This window comes from Citrobacter sp. LUTT5, from assembly GCF_009905315.1.
GTDB classification, from domain to species: Bacteria; Pseudomonadota; Gammaproteobacteria; order Enterobacterales; family Enterobacteriaceae; genus Citrobacter; species Citrobacter freundii.
This window is the reverse complement of the sequence record NZ_CP047606.1, coordinates 2,690,987-2,714,942: the sequence shown is the minus strand read 5'-3', so window position 1 is coordinate 2,714,942 and position 23,956 is coordinate 2,690,987. Positions and strand designations below refer to the sequence as shown.

Below are 23,956 nucleotides of genomic sequence, written 5' to 3'. Positions count from 1 at the left end.
CCGCTTTTTGCCGAGTGGCGTATGAACGGTAACGCATCGATGCCGTCAACGTCCGGTGTGTTAACCATTTCAGAAACCTATAGTCATACAGGATGGACCGGAACGTTGACGTCAATCGATCCGGTTAACCATATGGCTGGATTGTTGTTCAAACATATGGCACATTGAAATAAAAGTTAAAAAGGGACTCCACCGGAGTCCCTGTTTTTAAACAATAAACTCTATTAGCATAAAAGCCATCGCTAATACTAACTCAGCAAGCCATAGGGCTGCTTCTATTTTAAACCCGGTAGTCAAATGACCTGGAAGGTTTCTAATATAATTATAAGATTCAATACTCATATCATGATTGATTACTCTATTATATGGGAATATAAGGCTCCCCATAATAAAATCTATTTTTGCGAAATATGCCGCAGGAGTGCCAATCAAACTCGCCCCTCTTGCCAGTCGTGCTGTTTGAGGAAGCAAACCAAATTTATTCTCATATGCTTTTGCAATTATCTTGTAATTATAACCATTAATAACATAAGATATAAAGATTATTGCTAGCATTAAAAACATAAAACTTATTCCTATCAAACCTTGTAAATTAGCGTAATTTTCTATCAAATAACTTTTCATATATAAGGATTCCTGATTCTTCCATAAATGTCTCGGGCGAGTAGGTAAGCTTTTCTGGACTATTAATTATAATTTCTCCCACATACTCTCCTGCTTTTTCTCCATATTTTTCAGCACCTTTACCTGCTAAGATTCCAGCACCAGTGCCGATCGCTAAACATAATGCAGCACCAGCGCCTGCAAATTCTGCGCTAGCAAAACCCATTGCCCACATGCAAACAGCTCTGGAAGCTGTGCCAGCAGCACCACTGGCAAACATACTTGCAGTTTGTTTACCACCAAACTTACTATATTCAGAGATAGCGGCTTTTCTACATTCACTTTCACGGCCTTTTGCGCAAGCATCGTATACATTTGTAGTGTAACTAGCAAAATCGAGGCCGACACCAACATAACCTACGGTTTTCATTATTTTAAATAACCTTGCGGATTTTTCTATATAACTTGCATACCCTTCAATATCATTTATACCAGTTTGATCCCATTTATGTATAATTGATTTTGTTGATAGTCCTAGTGCCTGTTTTATATTATCATATTGTTTTAGATCTAATTGCTCTTTTGATAATCTATTCATAATAGCATCAAGCTCTTTAAACAACCGCTTTCGCTGACCAAAAAATTCCTCACCAGAAATACGACCAGCATTTTCGCTATAAGTTCTTTGGTATAGACCCTGAATTTGATTTAATTTTTTATTAATTTCTTCATAATAGTTTCCTCCCGCGTCCTTTATATAACCCAAAATGTCGCCACTTGTTCCTAGCGCATCACTGTATAAATTTGATGCGAATATATCTACCGGGGTTCTGTTTTCAAATAGAATTTTAGCCTCTTCATTTGTTAATGGTGCTAAAGCCAGATCAATTTTATCTCTGGCAACTTTAATATGATTTATTTTATCGGTATCAATTTTTTCAGGATCAGCAACAATCAATATTGAACCTGGTTTTTTTCTTCTTTCTGGATTTAGTTGGCGGTATAACTCTCTTACTCCCGATGGTGGATTGACTATTAACTCACACTCATATTTCTTAGGTGATGTTTGATCTGGCACGACACAAAAACCGGGTTCAACCGATTGTCTTGCTTCAGAGGGGCGCTGATGCCGTACAGGTGGTGTCTCCGGTTTTGAATTACTGGTATTATTTACTGATTGAAAACTGGACAAAAGATATTCATCATATCTGTATGTTAAATTAAAACGTGGTGTAAACCTGCAATGACATTTGCATGAACCTCTACTGTGTGCGGAGCCTGCAAGGAGACATATTATTTCTGTTTCATAACCTGATAAATCTTTCCCCATCCTTGTGTAAGTATCAAATAAATGCCTGGAAATCCTTGTTCGAAAACCTGTGCTAAAATTTGAAGTTAAGAATTTATTTTCCTTATCTCCAGTAATGATTCTTTTCCGTCCAGGTATTATACCTCCTGCAGAACCAATAAAATCATCGCGTTCATATATTTCATTGAAATTTCTAAGTGAATTATATGAACGTCTTTGTAAACCTGATTCTTCCTGCATTTTCCTCAGTCTCTCTGAGGCTGGTGTTATTTTTCGACCTTCATAATCGATGTCATCATCAAAGGCATTCTTGAAGGTATTTCTAATTAAATTTCTACCTACCTCTATATGTGAACCATTTGGTACGCCGCCTTCAATTTTGTATCGTTGACCATCAAGGCCGCATATGTATTCATCTCCTTCGCATGCTATGTTAATTCCTCTGATACGAGGGAGATCAGTATTTTCCAAAATATAACCACCGCAACTTGTTCTATCTCCAGGAGATAATAAAAAGCCTTGCTTATCTTCATCCCAGAAGTTCATAGATTAAGTCCCTATTTTAAATATCCAGACTAATTGGTGTATGATATCAAACTATTTCACATTTAATTAATGTGACTATGTTCTCAAATTACACAAAAAAAACCTAAATTCCGCATGTGAAATTTAGGTTTTAAATATTCAAGGGTTTATCTATTTATCGGATAAATGAATTATAAAATTCGGCTTTTATCAATAATTAACTCTATTTCACCAACTCTGCCATTTGATACTGAATCGCCTAATGAATCATTATCAGCAACCAAACCGTAAGCGAAGACAGCATGTGATTTGTTCCTTACTTTATTAGTTTGTGCCAGAAAACCTCTTTTGACCCAACTTTGCCGTCATTGAGTAACTTCTGTTGGAGTTATCTCTATAGCCAATGACTTTGAACGTCATAGGCCGGATAAATCGCGTTAGCGTTGTCATCCGGCGCTAAAGTTATATACGCTCAATTCTCGCTGGCAACCCCTGACGCACCGACGCACCCGACACCCAGTCAAGCCAGGTATTGGCAACCTGCCGGGTAGGATCCGCAAAGCCCAAATCATTGAGATTAATCCCTGACTTTATCTGTGCATCAAATGCCATTGGCTTGCCGTCGAGCGTATGCTGAGCTGCGCCCATCTCTTTATGCCCGTAACCGTGTTCAATGGCGATCACGCCCGGCATGACGCCATGCAGCAGACTTATCTGCGCTTGCGCCTGACCGCCAGGGGTGGTGATACGCACGATATCGCCGTGTGCTAAACCATACCGCTGACCATCCTGCGGATTGAGCGCCACCAGATTAACCGGTTTCAGATGATGAAGGCGCGGGATAACCGCCGTGGCGCTGGACATGGTATTGGATTTAAAGGAAATCAGTTTCAACGGCCACTCTTGTTCCGGGAACAACTCCTCGACCGCACGTCCATCAGACAGACGTGAAGGATACCAGGCCGGGCAGCCGCTGTAGCGCTCGCCGGTAATTGCATGGCGGTGCGCGGCAACGTTCGCATTCCAGATTTGGAGCGGTTTTTCCCAGGCATTGCCGACGCGGTTATCAACTCGTCCGCTGATGTCCGGCGCAAAGCGCCCGCCGCGGGAGTAGATAAACGCAACTCGGCTGATTTCATCGGGTTTCAACGTTTGGGTCATCACAGGCATGATCCGCTTTACTCCGGTTAGCGCTATGTCTTCCGGCTGTGCCTCTGCAACCGGGGCTTTGCCCATAAACGCAATATTGGCGGCGAGGCGCAGGTAGTAATCTTCCGCACGATTCAACGGATAGTGATTACCTTGCGGATCGGTAATCGCATTGTCGCCGAATCCAGGTAGCCCAATGCGCTTTGCCACTGCGATACAGAAAGATTCCATCGAGGCCGGTTGACCGTCAGCCGTGAGGCTGGTCGCAGGTCTGACGACAGGCCAACGCGCGGTGGTGGCTTTGCTGGCCACGCCTGCCCACGGAGCGCTAAATCCCCAGCTTTCGAAGTTGTGGGTATCCGGCACGATGTAATCTGCCAGCGCCGTGGTTTCGTTCATAAAGGCGTCAATGGCGATAAACAGCGGCAAACGCGCAGGATCTTTAAGCTTTTCTTCCGCCACGCCACGTAATCCCGCAATGCCGTAAAACGGGTTGGTCATGTTTGAGATCCAGGCTTTCAGCGGATAAGGGTAACCTTCAAGCGCCGAGACGAGGAGTTCGGTAAGCTGACCTGCGACAAACGGGTACCACGGGGCCTTAGCCGGGAAGGGGGATTGTCCGGCAGCTACCTTATTGCGGTACTCTTCGGAAGACTCATAAGCGGTTTTACTGCGCGCGATGCTTAACCCTTTCGGTTTTACCTTCCCGGCGAAGCTGTCCATGTTGTAGCGCGGACCGTCGGTGGCACCATTGAATTTGCCGCCACCAACAAACACACCACCTTCAAGACTGAGGTTGCCAATCAGCGCATTGAGCATCATTACCGACCAGGCGTTATAAAATCCATTGCCTGCCATCATTCCGCCGTGCGTAATTACTGCCGCTTTACGTCCGTGGCGGGTGAATGCGTCGGCCAGAGCGCCAATGTCTGCTTCTGACACCCCACACTGCTGGCTGTACTGCGTTAGCGACAGTTTCTCTGCGGACTCTCGCAGACACTGGAAGCTACTTTTTACCGTTACCGTCTGCCCGTCAGCCAGCGTCACCTCGCGGGTAACAAACAGCTGCGCACGCGGGCAACTGTTGGCGGCGACAATCTCACCGGCCTCGTTGACGACCACCGGCTCCTGGGCGGCGTTTGTGCTCAGATGGGCGAGGGTCAGGTGTTGTCCGGCAAGCGTTGGAATTTCATCGGTAATCACAAGATGAGTTGCGTTAGTCCAGCTTTTTTCTCCTGCCTGCTGCATGGCCTGTACGCCGGGAATGGCGAGATAATCAGCGTTATAGCGTTGTTTATCGATAATCCAGCTTATCATCCCCATCGCCAGCGCGGAGTCGCTTCCCGGTCGTACGGGCTGCCAGTGGCCGCGATCGTCAGCCAGCACAGTGGTTAATGGCAGGGCGGGCGCTACCACAACATAGCGGAAGTCGTCACGTAAACGGGCGCTGGCCAACTGGCGGGCCTGGCGCTTAAACGGGTTGCCGGATTGCGCCGGAGAGGTGCCCATAAACAGCGCGAATTCGACGTTATCCCAGTCGGGTTTCACGTGGGTATTTTTATCCAAATCGCCCATTAACGCGCCGGAACCTGCCCGATAGGCCAGACCGCAGTAAGCGCCATGAGCACCGAAATTTTTACTGCCGAAACTGTTCAGTGCGAAGCGACGTAAAAAGGTATCACGTCCTTCATCGCTGGTATTAGTGACCAGCAGTTGATTGGATTTTGGGCCAAAGCCGGGATGTTTCGCATCAAGCGGTGTAGCGGGATCGTGGATGGCTCTCAGACCATCAACGTGGCCTTCACCAAACAGATCTCCGCCTTCCACCACCTCTTTGATCAGCTGTTCGAAGCTGATGCGCTGCCATTTTCCCTCACCGCGCTTACCGACTCGCTTCATGGGCTCCAGAATACGTAACGGGCTGTACAGACCTTCGAGTAAAGTTGCACCACGGGCGCAGGCGGTGGAACGTGCGTCAAGACCTGACTCCCCGGCCAACTGTTCCATTGCCGTGGTAAAGGGGACGGAGGCGTCTATATGGTGCTCGTGCGACAACGGATGATAAGGGTTGCCCGCAATGCGCAGCACCTTGCCTTGCTCAGTGTCAACGCGAACCCGCACGCCACACTGCGTCCAGCAACCAAAACACTGTGTCATGGAGATCACCTGCTGCGGGTTTTGCTGCCAGTGCGGCCGGGCGTTGGCTTCAGGGATGAGCGCGTTTGCAAAGATGCGGTCACGGGTAATTTTGCCCGAGGTTCCGTCCAGCAAACCGTCTATCGCGCGCTTTGCCACATCCCGATAACTCAGGCCAAAAGTCACCATGCCACCTACGGCAAGGCCCACTTTAAGCCACTGACGACGGGTTAAATTAGCCATGTTGCATTCTCCTTGCGATCGCGTTCAGGGCTTCACGAACAATAATAATCAGTGCTATCCACAGGCCGAAGGTACCCACAATGGCCAGCCAGCCATCGGTGCCGCCGGGCAGGGTGTAGGGATTAAACTGCGCGTTAAATTTCGGTACGGTCTGCACCTGGATGAGTAACGTCCAGCGCATTAGCCAGCACAGCGCCATGGCGCTAAAGGCGAGTAATATGCGCAGCGGTAGCGACAAGGGGTAACGTACAACCAATCCGCAAAGAACAAGTGAAACAAGCCATAACGCAACCCAACCGATAGCGTAGTGTTGTGCTGAAGAAGCAACATCCAGCCATTGGCGGATAGCCGAACCGGAAAGCGTATTACCGCTCACCCAGATCAACACCACGATAGCCAGTGCGATCAACGTGACCATTTGCCCCCACGCTAGCTTACGCGGCAGTACGTCCTTGCTATTTGTCGTGGCAATAAGCAGGGCAAGAAACGTTTGCAGCGCGCTGAGGAACATCGCAATCGGAAAGGCGTAACTGAACCAGATGGGACGCGCCTGCACCACCGACACTTCACGGCCGGTGTAAACCAGCAATCCGATGGCGGACAGCGCGCTACCAAGTGCTAACCATTTTGTGACGTTGTAACTTTTTAGCGTTAGACGTTTAACGTGCTGCGCCAGAAACCACAGACCTAAAAAACCGGTAAACAGCGGTAAGAACAGTGCGCCCCACGGCATCCAGGACCAGGGCGTCGGATACGCATAGAAATGCCAGACGCGGGCGGTTTGGTGTAGATCAGCGATCAGCGCCAGCGGTGCGGTAATCGCGCAGGTCAGGGCGATTAACAGCGTCAGATTCTCCAGATCTGCCGTTTCTTTTTTGCGCCAGTGGAGAACGCAGGCGAACAGTGCGGCGCAGGCGGCAATGCCGATGAAAAAGAAATATTGTACGGCCCAGGGTAACCAACTTACGTCCTGGGGATGGGCCAGAACCTCGTCGATAATTAGTGAAAGGTTCATTTAAACCTCCTGCCAGAGAGCGGGTTGAGCACGTCCAATCAATGGGGTGACAAACGCCTCATCCAGTCCCAGATAGAACACGTGAGGAGAAGTACCGCTTTCCGGCTTCAGGACTTTGATGGTGTCATGGTGTTCATGCAGCATTTGTGAAATGCGGCTGTGTGGATCTTTAATATCGCCAATGATGCGCGCGCCGCCGACGCAGGATTCTACACAGGCCGGGAGCAACCCCGCTTCGAGGCGGTGAACACAGAAGGTACATTTATCGGCGGTTTGCGTTTCATGGTTGATGAATCGCGCATCATAAGGGCAGGCCTGCACGCAATAGGCGCAGCCAACGCAGCGTGTGTTGTCGACTACCACGATGCCGTCTTCGCGTTGGAAAGTGGCCTGTACCGGGCAAATGGGCACGCAAGGGGGATTATCACAATGGTTGCATAGTCGCGGCAGCAGGACGTTGGTGACGCTTTGCTGACCTTCAATCTGTACTTGATACTGGTTGACGAGGGTACGAAATTCGCCCTGTGGCGTCTGGTTTTCAATGGCGCAACTGACGGTACAGGCCTGGCAGCCAATACAGCGTCGCAGGTCAACCAGCATGGCGTAGCGATGCTGAAGTGAGCCTTCATGGCGTTCAGGCGAAAAGGGAAATTTCGCCTGAGCCAGCGGAACCAGTGATGCGCCAGCGGTCAGGACGCCCAGTTGCTGGAGAAACTGCCGTTTACTGCTGTCCATATTTTCTCCCGTCACGATGCAACAACGAAACATTGGTCACGCCGTTGATTTGCGTGTGATGAATAAAGAATCTCAATGATTTACAGTGTAAAAATCGTGACGGGGTATACTCTATTGTGGTTAACCACATACCCGGCTTGTTGTTGATCTAAAACAACATAATTGACAGGGACAATTGAGTGGGACGCAACGTAGTAAGATGTCTGACAGTGCTGGCGTCGCTGTGGATGCTAAGCGGCGCGGTCAGGGCGCAGACATGGAACATTGGCGTTTTGGCGATGCGCGGGGAGGTTTCTACACGTAATCACTGGCAGCCGCTGGAAACATTGTTGAATCAGCAAATCCCCGGCGAACAGTTTCATATTCAACCGCTGGATCTGCACCAGATGCAGGAGGCGGTGAATCGTGGAACGGTGCAGTTTGTTGTTACTAATCCGGCGCAGTTTGTTCAGCTAAACAGCCGTTCTGCGCTGCGCTGGCTGGCTTCGCTACGCTCCACCCGTGGTGGGAAAGCCACCAGTAACGTGATCGGCAGCGCGATCCTCGTCAGACGCGACAGCGGGATAACCTCCCCACACGATCTGATCGGCAAAACGGTTGGCGCCATTGATGCTCAGGCTTTTGGCGGCTATTTGCTGGGATATAAAGCGCTCAGTGATGCCGGTCTGCGCCCTGAACGCGATTTACGTCTGACGTTTACCGGATTTCCCGCCGATGCCTTACTCTATTTATTACGTGAAAAAGCCGTGCAGGCGGTGATCGTGCCGGTGTGTCTGCTGGAAAAAATGGATGAAGAAGGCCTCATTCGTAAAACCGATTTTATGACCGTGTTGAACCATCCGACCTCAATTCCCTGTCTGACCAGTACACCGCTCTATCCTGACTGGTCATTTGCCGCACTACCTGCAGTGAGTGACGAGCTGGCCGATCGCGTCACGCGGGTGTTGTTCAATGCACCGCAAAACGCGACATTTCGCTGGGGAGCGCCCGCCTCGACCCGCGAGGTGGAAGCGTTGTTGCGCGATGTCCGCCAGCATCCGCAGCAGCGTCAGCTGTGGCTGGATGTCAAAAGCTGGTTTATTCAACACCGACTGGCAATGGGGGGCGTGGCCATCGTGTTGCTGTTGCTGACGCTCAATTACATCTGGGTAATGCTGTTGGTTCGCCGACGCGGCAGGCAGCTAGAGCGGAACAACGTGTTGTTGCACAAACAGGAACAGGCGCTGGAGACTGCCCGACAAATGAGCGTGCTGGGGGAGATGACCTCCGGTTTTGCCCATGAGCTCAATCAGCCGTTGTCGGCTATCCGCCATTATGCCCAAGGCTGTCTGATTCGCCTGCGCGGTCAGGATGAGCAGCATCCGTTGCTGCCCGTGCTTGAGCACATCGACACCCAGGCACAAAGGGGGGCCGATACGCTGCGCAATCTCCGGCAGTGGGTCAGCCAGGCACAGGGCAATCCGGTACTTCCCGATGACTGGCAAGCCATCAACGTTCACGATGCTATCCATCACGTCTGGCAATTACTACGCATGCCCCAGCAATTCCCGGCGGTAACGCTGCACACACAGGTCAGCAAGGCGTTAACATTGACGCTGCCAAGCGTTCTTCTTGAGCAGGTGCTGGCCAATCTGGTACTCAATGCCGCCCAGGCAGGGGCTACCACAGTTTGGTTTAGCGCCCTGCATAAGGATGGTGGTGTGAGTATTCAGGTGCAGGATAATGCCGGAGGCATTGACGAGACGCAGTTGTATCAGGCGTTTCAGCCGTTTATGACCACTCGCAAAGAAGGCATGGGACTAGGACTGGTCATTTGTCAGCGACTGGTGCGCTACGCAAACGGAGATATTGAGATCAACAATCAGCAGGCCCCGGACGGAAAAGCGGGGGCGAGAGTGACATTATATTTTAAACCAAATCGGGAAGGAGGCCGTAGTGGCGATAATTCATCTGCTGGATGACGACATTGCCGTCACCCAGGCCTGTGCGTTTTTATTGGAAAGTCTGGGATATGAAGTGTCTTGCTGGGAGCAAGGTGAGAAATTCCTCGCTGAGGCAAATCTGCACCAGGTGGGTGTACTGCTGCTGGATATGCGTATGCCGGTACTGGATGGGCACGCTGTGCATGAAATCATGCGTCAGAAAGCAAGCACGCTGGCGGTGGTCTTTCTCACCGGGCATGGCGATGTGCCGATGGCGGTTGAGCAAATGAAACGTGGCGCGGTCGATTTTTTGCAAAAACCGGTGTCAGCCGTGCCGCTTCAGGCAGCATTAGAACATGCCTTGCAGGTCTCGGCAGCGGCGTTCTCGCGACAAGAGATCATCTGCTGCTATCAACAGCTTACGCCAAAAGAACGGGAACTGGCGCATCTGGTAGCAAAAGGATTAATGAATCGGGACATTGCTGATGCCATGAATATTGCCGTGCGTACGGTTGAAGTGCACCGGGCGCGGGTGATGGAAAAAATGCAGGCGGGAAGTCTTGCTGAGCTTGTAAATCGACTTCAGAGAGTTCAGTAGAATGATGACATTTCTTTGATTTTCATTGAATTTTGTCTAAATACTCAGAGTGATATATGCTGTTGGTTTGAGTTAATGACGAGCGGGCAAAAATGGGAAATCAGACGAAAGACGACGAGTTGTACCGTGAAATGTGCAGAGTAGTCGGTAAAGTAGTGCTGGAAATGCGCGATCTGGGACAAGAGCCTAAGCATATCGTCATTGCGGGAGTACTGAGAACCACCCTTGCGAACCAGCGTGTGAAGCGCAGTGAGTTAGAAAAACAGGCTATTGAGACCGTAATTAAAGCATTGGCCGGATAATCCGCAAAAAGAGGGCGGTAGTTTCTCTCGCCGTCCTCTTATTCTCATTACGTTAATCTATCAATAATTATAATTTAGCGTTGCAATTAATGTTATCAAACTCGCTATATATTTAATTGTATATCGGATGATATATAAAAATATATATGAGAGTGGAGTCACAAATATTTGCAATACATATGAAGTGCTATTTCAATTTATCTTAATGATAATAAATCTCACTCCGCATTAATTATATCCCTTCCGTTTTTTAATTGATGACGATCAAGACTATGCATGCTGAATAACCACATTATTTCTGTGCCTAACCCTAAAGGATTAGATTCATTCAGTTTAACCACCGTCATTTATGCGATCAGGTTAGGGCAAAAATTTACGTGTTGTTGGCAACATTAACCGCCCGATATGGCTTGACCTGCGCTGGTTTAAATTAGCCTGAAGGTGTTGCTACCACAGCATTTGCGAAGAGGATGCGAAATAAATGAACCAGGTTGATCGTCCATTTTTAGATTGTGGTTTAACGCGACTAGAATTTCTGCGGATATCAGGAAAAGGACTGGCGGGATTAACGATTGCTCCCGCGCTGTTATCCCTTTTTGGTTGTAAGCAGGAAGATGTCGATAGTGGGACTGTTGGGCTTATCAATACGCCTAAAGGGGTTTTGGTGACCCAGCGAGCTCGCTGTACGGGCTGTCACCGCTGCGAAATTTCCTGTACCAATTATAACGATGGCGCGGTGGGTACCTTCTTTTCCCGGATAAAAATCCATCGCAATTTCTTCTTTGGCGATGATGGTGTCGGGTCCGGTGGTGGGCTGTATGGCGATTTAAACTATACCGCTGATACCTGCCGGCAATGCAAAGATCCGCAGTGTATGAAGGTCTGCCCGATAGGTGCAATTACCTGGAAGCAGGAAGACGGTTGTATTGCGGTGGACCACAAACGCTGTATTGGCTGTAGCGCGTGTACCACAGCCTGCCCGTGGATGATGGCGACCGTAAATACCGAAACGAAAAAGTCCTCAAAATGTGTGTTATGCGGGGAATGCGCCAATGCTTGTCCGACTGGGGCATTAAAAATTATCGAGTGGAAAGATATTACTGTTTGATAGATAGCAGGCATACCTGATTCGCGCCATTAATTGCCAAAAATACCGCAGTTTTGGATAAAAAAGCTGCCTGAAGAATGGCGGGTATATCTATTAAACCTTCTTGCAAAGGAAAACATGATGGCTAATGGTTGGACAGGTACTATTTTACGGGTCAATCTCACCACGGGTAATATCACCCTTGAAGATTCCAGTAAATTTAAAAAATTTGTCGGTGGGATGGGCTTTGGTTATAAAATTATGTACGACGAAGTCCCGCCAGGCACCATGCCTTTTGATGAAGGGAATAAGTTGGTTTTTGCCACCGGACCATTAACGGGCTCTGGCGCTCCCTGTAGCTCCCGCGTCAATATCACCTCCTTATCGACATTTACCAAAGGCAATTTAGTCGTGGATGCTCATATGGGCGGTTTCTTTGCTGCACAAATGAAATTCGCCGGTTACGACGCCATTATTATTGAAGGCAAGTCCGAATCGCCGGTCTGGATCAACATTAAAGACGATAAGGTTAGCATCGAAAAAGCCGATTTCCTGTGGGGTAAGGGGACGCGCGCCACAACTGAAGAAATTTGTCGCATCACCAGCCCGGAAACCTGCGTCGCCGCGATTGGCCAGGCGGGGGAAAATCTGGTGCCGCTCTCCTGCATGATCAACAGTCGCAACCACAGCGGCGGAGCTGGTACTGGCGCAGTAATGGGCTCGAAAAACCTGAAGGCTATTGCGGTAGAAGGGACCAAAGGCGTCAATATTGCCGATCGCAAAGAGATGAAGCGGCTCAATGACTACATGATGACCGAGCTCATCGGCGCTAACAACAACCACGTTGTGCCAAGCACCCCGCAGGCCTGGGCAGAATACTCTTCGCCAAACTCGCGCTGGACGGCGCGTAAAGGGCTGTTCTGGGGCGCAGCAGAAGGCGGACCAATCGAAACCGGGGAAATTCCGCCGGGCAACCAAAATACGGTAGGTTTCCGTACCTATAAATCGGTGTTCGATCTGGGGCCAGCCGCAGAGAAATACACGGTCAAAATGAGCGGCTGTCATTCATGCCCTATTCGTTGTATGTCACAGCTCAATGTCCCGCGGGTGAAAGATTTTGGCGTGCCGAGTACCGGCGGCAACACTTGTGTGGCGAACTTTGTACACACCACCATTTTCCCCAATGGCCCGAAAGATTTTGACGATAAAGACGATGGGCGTGTGGTGGGAAACCTGATTGGTCTGAACCTGTTTGACGATTACGGTATCTGGTGTAACTACGGCCAGTTGCACCGTGATTTTACTTATTGCTATTCGAAAGGCGTCTTTAAGCGCGTACTGCCGGCTGAAGAGTATGCGGAAATCCGCTGGGATCAGTTGGAAGCGGGTGATCCTAATTTTATTAAAGACTTCTACTATCGGTTGGCGCATCGCGTGGGGGAACTCAGTCACCTTGCGGACGGCTCGTATGCCATTGCTGAACGCTGGGATTTGGGCGAAGAGTACTGGGGTTATGCCAAAAATAAACTGTGGTCGCCGTTCGGTTTTCCTGTTCACCATGCGAACGAGGCTTCAGCGCAGGTGGGGGCGATCACCAACTGTATGTTTAACCGTGACTGCATGGCGCACACCCATATCAACTTCATCGGCTCCGGTTTGCCGTTGAAATTGCAGCGCGAAGTGGCGGGCGAGCTGTTTGGTTCACAGGATGCCTACGATGAAACCAAAAACTACACCCCGATCAATGCTGCCAAGATCAAATATGCCAAATGGACGCTGCTGAAAGTCTGTCTGCATAACGCGGTTACGTTGTGTAACTGGGTTTGGCCGATGACGGTTTCACCACTCAAGAGCCGTAACTATCGCGGAGACTTGGATCTGGAGGCGAAGTTCTTCCAGGCAGTCACCGGTGATGAAACCACGCAGGCGAGTCTGGACCTGGCCGCTGAACGCATCTTTACCCTGCATCGCGCTTATACGGTCAAACTGATGCAAACCAAGGATATGCGCAATGAGCACGATCTCATCTGCTCCTGGGTATTCGATAAAGATCCGAAGATCCCGGTCTTCACTGAAGGAACCGATAAGATGGACAGGGAGGATATGCGTCAGTCATTGACGATGTTCTATCAGGAAATGGGCTGGGATCCAGAGCTGGGTTGCCCAACGCGTGAAACCCTGAACCGACTCGGACTTGAAGACGTGGCAGCTGATTTGGCGGCGCAAGATCTGTTGCCAGCGTAAGGAACGTGAGATGACTAACGTGAGCAACGTTCTGGCACCCGTAGAGGCGCTTCCTGACGAGGTTGATAGTCAAAAGAGACACTGGCTGCAGGCGTTTCACCCGTCGGTAGAGCTGGTGACTGCGCCGCAGGTTCAGGATCCTGCCAGCCCGGAGTCGATTGTGGCAGATTTTATCCGCCAGCATTCGGCATCGGGGCAATTGGTGGGGCGCAGCGTGTTTCTGCAGCCACCTTATTCCGTCCCTGAAACCGATCTATCCGTGCTGCTGGATGTGCTGTGTCAGGACGCAATTAACGCGGATATCACCCGTGTGCAGGGCGCGGAAGATGTCTATTTCTACTCAACGCAAACCATGACGGCAAACTACGCCGACATGTGCGTGCAGGTGGTGGAAAACGACATCTGCCGTGCGATTGCCGAGGCGGTACGCTTCGACGGCCGCACGTATCCTCGCCCCTATAAGGTCGCCATGTTGACGCAACCGCCGTATAGCTTTGAATCTCAGCAGATTACAGCGGCGCTAACGGCTATGGAAACGCATCCCGATTACGCAGATATACGTACTGTGGAATCGTCAAATGCGGAACCTTATCTGTTTAGCGAACGTTTTATGAGTTATGGCAAAGCGTACGGCCTGTGTGAATGGCTTGAGGTTGAGCAGTATCAGAACCCCTGAATTATTCAGGTTGATGTCATGGAACGTGTGGACGACCACTGTCACAGTTTAGAGGATAACCCGATGTCCTTCACCCGACGAAAATTTGTCATTGGCATGGGGACGGTGATTTTTTTCACCGGCCCAGGTCAAAATCTGTTAGCGAGTACCAGGAGCCCTAAAGCCGTTCGTTACGTCATGATTCACGACGAATCACTGTGTAACGGATGTAATATCTGCGCGCGGGCCTGCAGGAAAACCAACCATGTTCCTGCCCAGGGCAGCCGTTTGTCGATAGCGCATATTCCAGTCTCGGACAACGACAACGAAACGCTGTATCACTACTTCCGTCAATCCTGCCAGCATTGTGATGATGCGCCTTGTATTGAGGTGTGTCCGACCGGTGCCTCCTGGCGGGATGAGAACGGTATTGTGCGAGTAGATACGTCTTCCTGTATCGGCTGCAGTTACTGTATTGGTGCGTGTCCTTATCAGGTTCGTTATCTCAACCCGCATACCAAAGTGGCGGATAAATGCGACTTTTGCGCTGAATCACGCCTGGCGAAAGGTTTTCCACCGATCTGTGTTAACGCTTGCCCGGAACATGCGCTGATTTTTGGCCGTGAAGATAGCCCGGAAATTCAGACCTGGTTGCGAGAAAACAAGTATTACGAATATCAACTTGCAGGCGCCGGGAAACCCCATCTGTATCGTCGGTTCGGTCAACATTTGATTAAAAAGGAAAATGTATGAACGCGTCGCAAAATGCCGAACAGTTTCACGCCCAGCTTGCGCAGTATGTTCCCCTGTTTTCACCGGACTACTGGCCCGTGTGGTTAGTCGTTGCCGGGTTAATGCTGGTGGGAATGTGGCTGGTGCTGGCGCTTCACGCCATGCTGCGCTTTCGGGCGGTACATAAAACGTCGGCAGGGCACGGTGAGAAGGTCTATTTATATTCGAAGGCTGTTCGTTTGTGGCACTGGTCGAATGCGCTGCTGTTTTTGCTACTTCTGGTCAGTGGCCTGGTCAATCACTTCTCTGCCGTCAGCGCACCGGTAATGAAAAGCCTGCTTACCGTTCATGAGGTTTGCGGCTTTTTGCTACTTGCCTGCTGGGTTGGTTTTGTGCTGATCAACCTGATTGGCGGCAACGGACATCACTATATTATTCAACGTCAGGGCTGGATCGCTCGCGCGCAAAGACAAACACGTTTTTACCTGTTTGGCATTATGCAGGGCGAGTCACACCCATTCCCGGCATCACCGCGTTCTAAATTCAATCCGCTACAGCAGGCGGCCTACGTTGGCGTGATGTATGGGTTGCTGCCACTACTGCTGATTTCTGGGTTGTTATCGCTTTACCCGACGGTCGTCGGAGATCTGTTTCCTGGTGTGCGTTACTGGCTGCTTCAGGCGCACTTTGCGCTGGCAATTGTCAGTCTGTTTTTCATTTTTGGGCATCTTTATCTTTGCACTACGGGCCGCACGCCGGGCGAAACCTTCAAGTGTATGGTGGATGGCTACCACCGGCATTAAGCGATGATGATTACACGAAGTGACTTACGGGCCTGGCGTGTTGGGCCCGTCATGTATCGCTGGTTTCTACGCGCGTTTCCCGCAGGAGGAAGCTATGCCGATGTTCATCGCGCGCTCCAGCGGGAAGGGTATACCGATTGGGCAAATAGCCTGGTGGAATACGGCTGGTCGAAATGGAGGGAAGAGGCGAGTTTTGCTCAGCAGGATATTGACGCAATGGGGAATATTTCCTGTGAGCAAGCCGCGGAGGAAACCAGTCGTCCGTTGGCGAGTGCGGAAGATTATGCCCGATTTAGCAGTGCGGGTGACAACGTGAAAATTGCCAGCGCCGGGTATGCCGCACAGATCGCCAGTGCCGGTTACAGCGCACGGATTGGCAGTGTAGGCTATAACACGCATATCGGCAGTTCAGGCGATCGTGGGCGAATAGCGATTGCGGGAAATTCGGCGCGTATCAGCAGTGTGGGCGACGGAACGCGTATCGCCAGTACTGGCATGCGCGTACGCATCAGTTCGCTTGGCGACCGAAACCGGGTTGCCAGTAGCGGTGATTTAACCCAGGTAGCCTGTTTTGGCGCAGAGGCAAAAATCGCTAACTGCGCGGACAATATCCACATTATTGCCAGCGGAGAGAACGCTGTTGTTGCCAGTACCGGTACTGTAGATTCGATAACGCTCGGTCCCGGCGGATGTGCGGCGCTGGCTTATCACGATGGCGAGAGAATGCGCTTTGCGCTTGCCGTTGAAGGGGAAAAAAACATTCGGGCGGGCGTGAAATATCGGCTCAACGAAGACCATCAGTTTGTGGAATGTTGAGCCGAGAGGTTATTTTAGTGCGAAGCGGCGCTGGGTGATTTTCTCCAGGCTAAAGCACAGCAGGTAATAGACCAGTCCGGTAAAGATAAAAATGGCTGCCGGGTAGATTTGCACCCGGCTGTTAACCTGACCGGCAACCGTCGTGAGTTCCGGTACGTTAACGATAAATGCCAGTGACGTGTCCTTCAGTAGCCCAATGAAAATCCCCGTCAACGACGGCAGTACGTTACGCAGCACCTGCGGCAGCAAGATAAGCCACAGGGCCTGATCCCGGCGAAACCCCTGAACGACTGCCGCTTCATATTGCCCACCAGGCAGTGCGCTAATTCCAGCATACACCGAGTGCATCACCGAAGCGGTGGTGAACCATGCCAGCGCCAGCGTCACGGTAACGGCACCGGGCAGATCGCTTCCGGTCAGCATGGGTAGCAAATACCACATCCAGAAAATCACAAAGATGAGCGGAATGCCGCGAATAAATTCCGCCCAGATAAACAACCCGTTGCGAACCGCGCCAGGAAATCGCCAGGCGCAGCAGGCAAGAACGATCCCGCCAGGCAGCGCCAGCAAAGCCGCACCGATAGCCATCAGCAAAGTGAGCAGTACACCGCCGGGTTGCCCCTCAGCTACACGTCCCCACAGGAGATAGTCAAGATTGTCGGTAATGACCGAAATATTAGCGATCATGCAGTATGCTCCTGACGCTGAAGATGCGCATTCTTAGCTTTGACGATTTACCCGCCGCCGGCCGCGGGCCAAGACGCGTAAGCAACATACCCAGCACGATGCCGGTAAACAGATAGAGTGCGGTGCCAACGGCAAAGGCTTCCAGCGCGTGCGCGTTGTAGCTCTCAATTTGCCGTACCTGGTAGGTGAGCTCAGCAAATCCAATACCGCTGGCAAGCGAGGAAAGCTTCATCAGGTTGAGATATTGCCCAACAATGGGTTGCCAGGCGTTTGCCAGTCCCTGAGGCAGTAGAATGTGACGAAATATCGCCCAGGATGAAAACCCCTGCGCCACGGCAGCCTCGCGTTGTCCGGCAGAAACTGCCTGTAAACCTGAGGCGATCTCTTCGACCAAAAATGCTGAGGTAAATACGCCCAGTCCCCATGCTGAACAGATAAACTCCGGCGTTAACCACCAGACATCACCCGGCAGAATTGACCATGGATGATCAGCATTGATGAAGCTAATGACGTCACGGGGAAACCAGTTCCATGCGGCAAAATACCAGAACATCAGTTGCACCAGTAAAGGGGTATTGCGAAACACCGAGACCCACACCCCGACCATCGTTTTAGCGAGACGATTGCCCGTCAGTCGCAGGCTGAGCAGTGAGATGGCAATGAGCGTTGCGAGCACGATACCTGCCAGCGTCACCCAAAGCGTGGTAAGAAAACCAGAAATTATCCATTGCAGGGGTTGCCCGCTCAGCACTCCCTGCCAGTCCATTGCATGCATTATGATGATGACTCCTGGTGTAACGGGTCGAGCACTTTTTTCAGGAAACGCTGGGTTCTCGGGTGCTGTGGCTGGACGAAAAAATCCTCCGGCGGGGCCACTTCAAGAATATCGCCACCATCGATGAAAACCACACGATCGGCAATCTCGCGGGCGAAATGCATTTCGTGGGTCACGACGATCATGGTGATACCGCTGTGGGCGAGATTTTTCATCACCTGCAATACCTCGCCGATCATTTCAGGATCCAGCGCGGAGGTGGGCTCATCAAACAGAATAATTTGCGGTGATGAAGCCAGTGCGCGGGCGATGGCCACGCGCTGCTGCTGTCCACCGGACAACTGTGCGGCATAGGCATTGGCTTTTTCCGCCAGTCCCACCTTTTCCAGCAACTCAAGTGCCCGACGATCTGCTTCCGTCTTATTCCAGCCGTGAACATATTCCAGCGCCAGCGCGATGTTTTGCAGTGCAGTCAGATGCGAATAGAGATTGAATTGCTGAAATACGAAACCGATACGGCTGCGTAGCTGGCGTAATGCCGCCCCGCGCAACTGGCTAATCGGTTTACCATCAATGAAGATTTCGCCATCGCTGAGCGACTCCAACTGGTTGATAAGACGTATAAGAGTGGACTTTCCAGAACCGGAAGGTCCCAGAATGGTCACCACTTCACCGGGCTCAACTGCCAGGTTGACGCCGTTAAGTACAGTTTGAGCGCCATACTCTTTAACCACATTGCGTAGTTCGACGCTCGCCTGATGCAAATGGGTAAAATCCGCAGCCGAAGCTGCGGATCGATGAAAAAGGGCTGAGAGCATATTATTTGGCTTCTATTTTAAAGGCGCGGGCTTGTGGATTTTTGGTTTCAGGACCAAACCAGACATCATAAATTTTGGCCGCCTGCCCGGTAGATTCCAGCTTCAAAAGTTCATCGTTAACGGCTTTTAACAACGCTGGCTCACCTTTTTTCACCCCCACGCCAATCTCTTCTTTGCTCAACAGGTCCGGTAGAATTTTGAAATCTGCTTTATCCGGCGCACCGCCTAATAAACCGGCCAGAATCGTACTGTCCTGGGTGATGGCCTGAACATTGCCGTTGCGCAGTGCGGTTAACGCCAGCGGGATATCGTCATAGGCCAGTACGCGCGACTGCGGGAAGCGCTGATGCAGTGCCTGTTCACCAGTAGTGCCTTTTACCGCGCCGATGCGTGCTTTGCTGTATTGATCGAGCTTATCCGGAGATTTTGCTGGCACAAGGAACTGCTGGCCGGTAACAAAATAGGGGACGGAGAAATCTATTACCTGCGACCGCTCAGGCGTGATCGTGATATCCGCAACGATTAAATCGGCTTTACCAGATTGTAATAACGGAATTCGGTTTGCCGGATTGGTCGCCACCAGTTCCAGTTTTACACCAAGAGATTTGGCCAGCGCTTCGGCAAAATCGACGTCGTAGCCGACAATCTTATGCGTTTTGGCATCGATGGAGCCAAACGGCGGGTTCGCGTCAAATGTTGCGACTTTTACTACGCCTGCGGCTTTGATATCGGCCAGTTGGTCAGCCTGAGCCTGCGAGACGGTAAGTCCAGAGGCCAGCAGCACGCCGAATGCCAGCAGTGTTTTTTTAGCGCGGTAAGTTTTCGTAGCCATCATTGTATGAAATCCCTGTAGTTTTTGGTTTGTGCTTTTTACGCTCCCATAACTTACGGTTGGGACAAAATAAGAAAAAATTCTTATCTATATACAAAATGTTATTAGTGAAGGATGTGTTAATAGCGGGTAAAAATAATGCATGAGTGAAAGGTAAAATAGTGCATAAGCCTGATAATAATTTGCATTTTGTTTATGTTTGAGGGCACGCTTGAATAAGATTGAGTTGTGCTAATGTCCAGAAGGTTTACTGGAATACCCTCCAGACCTGTACCATATGTCACAACAGGTTTGGATTGGGGATAAGCATGCTGCGTGATAATTTTAACGATCTCTATTATCTCATTATCGTTGCGCGCGAGCGTAGTTTTACCCGGGCAGCGGCAAAACTTGGGGTTTCGCAATCCGCGCTAAGCCATGCGATTCGCGGGCTTGAAGAACGGCTGGATGTACGGCTTCTCACCCGCACCACGCGCAGCGTTGCGCCGACCGAAGCCGGAGAACGGCTTATCAACAGTATCAGCCCGCGTTTTGATGACATTGAAACAGAGCTGCTGGCATTAACCGATGTCCGTCAGCGGGTGGCTGGTAACATACGGCTGACGCTGGGCGAACATGCATTGCAATCTACCGTCTGGCCCGCGCTGGAGCCGTTTTTGCAGACATACCCTGATGTGAATGTGGAAATGACCATCGACAATAGTCTGACGGATATTGTGACTGGCCGCTATGACGCGGGTATTCGGCTTGGCGAGCAGGTAGAAAAAGACATGGTCGCCGTCAGAATTGGCCCGGACTGGCGCATGGTAGTGGTGGGGGCACCGACGTATTTTGCTCGCCATGGCAAACCGCAAACCCCTCACGACCTGCAAAACCACAGCTGTATTAACATGCGTATGCCGACGCTGGGCGGATTATACGCATGGGAGTTTGCTAAAGACGGACAAGATTTGCGCGTGCGGGTTGAAGGACAGCTTATTTTTAACAATCTACCCCCGCGAATTAGCGCAGCGATTGCCGGAAGGGGGCTGGCTTTTGTGCCGGAAGATACCGTCGAGCAGGCTGTTGCAGAGGGGACGTTGGAAAAAGTTTTGGAGGACTGGTGTGAACCTTTTCCTGGCTATTATTTGTACTATCCCAGCCGAAAACAGCATACCGCTGCCTTTGCGCAACTGATTGAGGCCTTACGGTATACGGGCTGAAGTGGGGGGGGAACAGGCAATAAAAAACCGGCATTGCGCCGGTTTGGAAATCAGATTTTGCAGGCGTCGCCGCAGTCATTATCAGCAATAATTTCCTGCGCTTTCTTGTCTGCATCTTTCAGACGTTCAGCGTTACGTTCTTGCGCTTCTTCCAGTCCATCAAAGACCAGATTATCGAGATCAATTTCCATCATTCACCTGCTCAGGTTCAGCGTTTAACATCGCGTTATTATATTGCAAAAATGTTGCTTAACAGCAGCGATTCTTGCTACTTAGCATCGTCCCTAAATCAGTTGCGTATATTTTTCCGGCAGCGTGGTCCACAAATGGCGGTTTGCCGCGCTAAGTATAATATCGCGCATGCATTCACGCGCCGTAACGCCCTGGCGTAGGCGTATTGCTTCCAGTAACAGGCGATGCTGCTCAACGGCGTGTTCTGTTTCCCGCACTGATGACTCCTGCGTCTGTTTAAACGACAGCATCATGGCTGCTGAAAGTGCGTTGCCAATCGACATCAAAAATGGGTTATGACAGGACTTGAGTAGTGCGGTGTGAAAGGCTAGATCGCCTTCCTCGAATAGCGCAATCTGATCCTGCTGCTGTCCGCGTAACATCAGGGTCCAGGCTTCTTCAATGGCAGCCAAATCGCGGGCTGTCGCGTTGGCGGCGGCCAGAAAGGCGGCGTTAGGCTCAAACATCAGGCGCGTGACCACCAGTTGCTCGGCGACATCAGGTGAAATACCCACTTCCTCCATCCAGCCCAGCACGTCCGTATCCAAAAAACTCCAGAGTTCGCGCGGATTGACCGTACTGCGCCGCTTAGCCTGAATGGACAGCAAACCTTTTGCTGACAGGACATGCAGCGCGTTTCGTACAGAGGTCCGAGATGCCGAATATTGCACGGCAAGCTCATTTTCGCCGGGGAGCATCTCCCCATCGCTCAAGGTTCCGCGGATGATTTTCATCGCCAGATCGCGGGTGATCGTTTCAGAGATGGTGGCCAGGGAGGTCGTCATAGTCAGCCTTGAAAATTTGAAAGTTCCTCATTGTACGCACAAAACAAAGCGTTACGAATACAAAACAACAATTCTTGTTCTTTCAGATTGCGAAATAAAACGTTTTGTTTCACTTCACGATCGCGCTCACAGATCGCTCAGGTAAAATTAACTACATTCTTGTCATACAAGATTTCATAATTGAGGTTACAAGATGAAAGGGGAGTGGATCGCAATCGACTGGGGAACGTCGAATTTCCGCGCATGGTTAATGGCAGGAGATGATGTGCTGGACAAACGCAATGCCAGCTACGGCCTTCTCCATGTCGAGCCGGGGCAGTTTGATGCGACGTTAAAAATGTTACTTGGTGAGTGGATTGCTGAGGGAACGCCAATGGTTGCAATGGCTGGGATGGTGGGTTCGCAGCAGGGCTGGTATCAAGTTGACTATTGTTCGGTACCCGCCAATGCCGATAGCCTGCTTGCGCACAGTAAAAGTTTCACGACTTCTTGGGGCAGCAAAGCATGGATTATTCCTGGATTGCGTAAATCCTCCCGTGGTGACATGCCTGATGTAATGCGCGGTGAAGAGGTTCAGCTACTGGGACTGTCTTTACTCGAAGGCATCGATAATTTCCAGGCGATTCTACCCGGCACACACAGTAAACACGCCCGGATGCAGCAGAGACAGATCGTTGATTTTTCGACTTATATGACCGGCGAGCTTTTTCAGGTGATGATTTCGCACTCGCTGCTTGGTCGTGGCCTTCCTGATGCGGCGGCTGATGACAGCGCATTTTTACTCGGGGTGGAAGCATCCCGACGCCACGCGGCGCTAAGCCAACTCCTTTTTTCTACCCGAACGTTGCGTCTATCGGGGGAATTATCTGCTGAATCAGTCAGTGACTATCTCTCCGGTTTGCTGATCGGATTGGAGTTTTCCACTGACAACATCAGTCCTGTCTGGCTGGTGGGTAGTGCGGCATTAACTCGTCGCTATCAGATGGCTGCCAACGCATTTGGTATTCAGACACGCTGCGTAGAGGGCGATCGCTGTTTTATCGCCGGAATGCAGTCTCTTCAACAACGTCTAACAGAGAAACGCTATGGATAGTTTTGACTTTGCCACGATGTGGCAGAAAACGCCGCTTCCGATGATCGCGATTTTACGCGGTCTGAGGCCAGGGGAAGCTGCGGAAATTGGTGATGTATTGCTGGAGGCAGGCTTTACCTGGCTGGAAGTACCGCTAAATTCACCGCGCGCGTTGGATTCTATCTCGCTGCTACGCGAACGCGTCGGCATGCGTGCTATCGTCGGAGCGGGTACGGTACTGACGACAGAGCAGGTTGATAGCGTCGTCGATGCGGGCGGGCAGGTAATTATCTCGCCAAATATGAATCCCTCAGTGATCCGCCGTAGCAGAGATCGAGGAGTTATCAGTTTACCGGGCGTCGCCACGCCGAGCGAAGCGTTTACTGCCCTGGAAGCTGGGGCCAGCGGTCTGAAATTTTATCCTGCGGAAATGATCTCCCCGGACATACTGCAGGCTATGTGCGTGGTATTGCCGCCTCACGTAGTTTGCATGCCGGTCGGTGGTGTTTCTGCCGAGGCACAACAATTACAAAGATGGTGCGAGGCGGGAGCGAAAGGTTTTGGTTGTGGCGGCGGCTTATACCGTGCGGGCACAGAGTGCGAACAGGTTCGGCATAACGCGTTGGCCTATGCTCAGGCATGGCAACAGGTTAATAGCAGAGCGCAGCGCCAATAACAAC

23 protein-coding genes and 1 pseudogene are annotated in these 23,956 nt (G+C 50.8%); 13 read left to right on the top strand and 11 right to left on the bottom strand.

The window, feature by feature from the left end; translation table 11 throughout:
• Positions 1-15: 15 nt before the first annotated feature.
• Positions 16-165 (top strand): annotated as a pseudogene (locus GUC46_RS12985) (penicillin binding protein PBP4B); the annotation flags it as partial.
• Positions 166-207: 42 nt separating this feature from the next.
• Here the strand turns inward: GUC46_RS12985 and GUC46_RS12980 are convergent.
• From GUC46_RS12980 to ttrB, 5 genes are all read right to left on the bottom strand, one after another.
• Positions 208-624 carry a hypothetical protein gene (locus GUC46_RS12980; RefSeq protein ID WP_003836560.1) on the bottom strand — a complete coding sequence of 139 codons (417 nt, stop codon included), beginning with the start codon at positions 622-624 and terminating at the stop codon, positions 208-210.
• Positions 593-2,458: a hypothetical protein gene (locus GUC46_RS24075; protein WP_226807785.1), complete on the bottom strand. Its 1,866-nt coding sequence runs from the start codon at positions 2,456-2,458 to the stop codon at positions 593-595. The genes GUC46_RS12980 and GUC46_RS24075 overlap by 32 nt, the downstream gene beginning before the upstream one ends.
• A gap of 441 nt (positions 2,459-2,899) precedes the next feature.
• Positions 2,900-5,965, bottom strand: a complete 3,066-nt coding sequence (gene ttrA, locus GUC46_RS12970; protein ID WP_160180262.1) for a tetrathionate reductase subunit TtrA — start codon at positions 5,963-5,965, stop codon at positions 2,900-2,902.
• Positions 5,958-6,980: a tetrathionate reductase subunit TtrC gene (ttrC, locus tag GUC46_RS12965; RefSeq protein WP_160180260.1), complete on the bottom strand. Its 1,023-nt coding sequence runs from the start codon at positions 6,978-6,980 to the stop codon at positions 5,958-5,960. The genes ttrA and ttrC overlap by 8 nt, the downstream gene beginning before the upstream one ends.
• Positions 6,981-7,715 carry a tetrathionate reductase subunit TtrB gene (gene ttrB / locus GUC46_RS12960; RefSeq protein WP_226807787.1) on the bottom strand — a complete coding sequence of 245 codons (735 nt, stop codon included), beginning with the start codon at positions 7,713-7,715 and terminating at the stop codon, positions 6,981-6,983. It abuts the gene before it with no gap.
• Positions 7,716-7,942: 227 nt separating this feature from the next.
• Here ttrB and ttrS point away from each other — a divergent pair, with 227 nt between their 5' ends.
• The 9 genes from ttrS (at position 7,943) to ydhT (ending at position 16,874) form a co-directional block, all read left to right on the top strand.
• On the top strand, positions 7,943-9,676 hold the full coding sequence (gene ttrS / locus GUC46_RS12955; protein WP_085954020.1) for a tetrathionate respiration histidine kinase TtrS: 1,734 nt from the start codon (positions 7,943-7,945) through the stop codon (positions 9,674-9,676).
• The gene (gene ttrR / locus GUC46_RS12950; RefSeq protein WP_130714703.1) at positions 9,651-10,235 is read left to right on the top strand and encodes a tetrathionate respiration response regulator TtrR; all 585 of its coding nucleotides are present in this window, start codon (positions 9,651-9,653) and stop codon (positions 10,233-10,235) included. Before ttrS ends, ttrR begins: the two co-directional genes overlap by 26 nt.
• 92 nt (positions 10,236-10,327) lie before the next feature.
• A complete protein-coding gene (fumD, locus tag GUC46_RS12945) occupies positions 10,328-10,537 on the top strand; it encodes a fumarate hydratase FumD (RefSeq protein ID WP_003029345.1) in 210 nt (69 codons plus the stop codon).
• 481 nt (positions 10,538-11,018) lie between these two features.
• Positions 11,019-11,645 (top strand): ferredoxin-like protein, encoded by a 627-nt coding sequence (locus GUC46_RS12940; RefSeq protein WP_003029338.1) that lies wholly within the window; start codon positions 11,019-11,021, stop codon positions 11,643-11,645.
• Positions 11,646-11,765: 120 nt separating this feature from the next.
• Positions 11,766-13,868 (top strand): aldehyde ferredoxin oxidoreductase, encoded by a 2,103-nt coding sequence (locus tag GUC46_RS12935; protein ID WP_087878766.1) that lies wholly within the window; start codon positions 11,766-11,768, stop codon positions 13,866-13,868.
• A 10-nt stretch (positions 13,869-13,878) separates the two neighbouring features.
• Complete coding sequence (locus GUC46_RS12930) at positions 13,879-14,544, top strand: YdhW family putative oxidoreductase system protein (protein WP_130714702.1); 666 nt, start codon at positions 13,879-13,881, stop codon at positions 14,542-14,544.
• Positions 14,545-14,607: 63 nt separating this feature from the next.
• A complete protein-coding gene (locus GUC46_RS12925; RefSeq protein WP_003029332.1) occupies positions 14,608-15,276 on the top strand; it encodes a 4Fe-4S dicluster domain-containing protein in 669 nt (222 codons plus the stop codon).
• On the top strand, positions 15,273-16,058 hold the full coding sequence (gene phsC, locus GUC46_RS12920; RefSeq protein ID WP_057101579.1) for a thiosulfate reductase cytochrome B subunit: 786 nt from the start codon (positions 15,273-15,275) through the stop codon (positions 16,056-16,058). The genes GUC46_RS12925 and phsC overlap by 4 nt, the downstream gene beginning before the upstream one ends.
• A gap of 3 nt (positions 16,059-16,061) precedes the next feature.
• Positions 16,062-16,874, top strand: a complete 813-nt coding sequence (gene ydhT, locus GUC46_RS12915) for a protein YdhT (protein ID WP_003836540.1) — start codon at positions 16,062-16,064, stop codon at positions 16,872-16,874.
• Between the two features lie 9 nt (positions 16,875-16,883).
• Here the strand turns inward: ydhT and GUC46_RS12910 are convergent, their stop codons facing one another.
• The 4 genes from GUC46_RS12910 to GUC46_RS12895 are packed head-to-tail and all read right to left on the bottom strand — an operon-like array spanning position 16,884 to position 19,989.
• The gene (locus tag GUC46_RS12910; RefSeq protein WP_119174180.1) at positions 16,884-17,561 is read right to left on the bottom strand and encodes an amino acid ABC transporter permease; all 678 of its coding nucleotides are present in this window, start codon (positions 17,559-17,561) and stop codon (positions 16,884-16,886) included.
• Complete coding sequence (locus GUC46_RS12905; protein WP_160180258.1) at positions 17,551-18,336, bottom strand: amino acid ABC transporter permease; 786 nt, start codon at positions 18,334-18,336, stop codon at positions 17,551-17,553. The genes GUC46_RS12910 and GUC46_RS12905 overlap by 11 nt, the downstream gene beginning before the upstream one ends.
• Positions 18,336-19,154 (bottom strand): amino acid ABC transporter ATP-binding protein, encoded by an 819-nt coding sequence (locus tag GUC46_RS12900; RefSeq protein ID WP_160180256.1) that lies wholly within the window; start codon positions 19,152-19,154, stop codon positions 18,336-18,338. The genes GUC46_RS12905 and GUC46_RS12900 overlap by 1 nt, the downstream gene beginning before the upstream one ends.
• 1 nt (position 19,155) lies before the next feature.
• The gene (locus GUC46_RS12895; RefSeq protein ID WP_003029319.1) at positions 19,156-19,989 is read right to left on the bottom strand and encodes an ABC transporter substrate-binding protein; all 834 of its coding nucleotides are present in this window, start codon (positions 19,987-19,989) and stop codon (positions 19,156-19,158) included.
• Positions 19,990-20,294: 305 nt separating this feature from the next.
• Here GUC46_RS12895 and GUC46_RS12890 point away from each other — a divergent pair, with 305 nt between their 5' ends.
• A complete protein-coding gene (locus tag GUC46_RS12890; RefSeq protein ID WP_160180254.1) occupies positions 20,295-21,188 on the top strand; it encodes a LysR family transcriptional regulator in 894 nt (297 codons plus the stop codon).
• A gap of 50 nt (positions 21,189-21,238) precedes the next feature.
• On the opposite strand, the gene GUC46_RS12885 is transcribed toward GUC46_RS12890, so the two are convergent.
• Positions 21,239-21,379 carry a hypothetical protein gene (locus tag GUC46_RS12885; RefSeq protein WP_160180792.1) on the bottom strand — a complete coding sequence of 47 codons (141 nt, stop codon included), beginning with the start codon at positions 21,377-21,379 and terminating at the stop codon, positions 21,239-21,241.
• Positions 21,380-21,472: 93 nt separating this feature from the next.
• Entirely contained in the window at positions 21,473-22,204 is a 732-nt protein-coding gene (locus tag GUC46_RS12880) for a FadR/GntR family transcriptional regulator (RefSeq protein ID WP_130714698.1), read from the bottom strand.
• Between the two features lie 193 nt (positions 22,205-22,397).
• Here GUC46_RS12880 and GUC46_RS12875 point away from each other — a divergent pair, with 193 nt between their 5' ends.
• Both GUC46_RS12875 and GUC46_RS12870 read left to right on the top strand, forming a co-directional pair.
• Positions 22,398-23,297: a 2-dehydro-3-deoxygalactonokinase gene (locus GUC46_RS12875; protein WP_130714697.1), complete on the top strand. Its 900-nt coding sequence runs from the start codon at positions 22,398-22,400 to the stop codon at positions 23,295-23,297.
• Positions 23,290-23,952, top strand: coding sequence for a 2-dehydro-3-deoxy-6-phosphogalactonate aldolase (locus GUC46_RS12870; protein ID WP_130714696.1), 663 nt, complete (start codon positions 23,290-23,292; stop codon positions 23,950-23,952). The genes GUC46_RS12875 and GUC46_RS12870 overlap by 8 nt, the downstream gene beginning before the upstream one ends.
• The last annotated feature ends 4 nt before the right edge of the window (positions 23,953-23,956 follow it).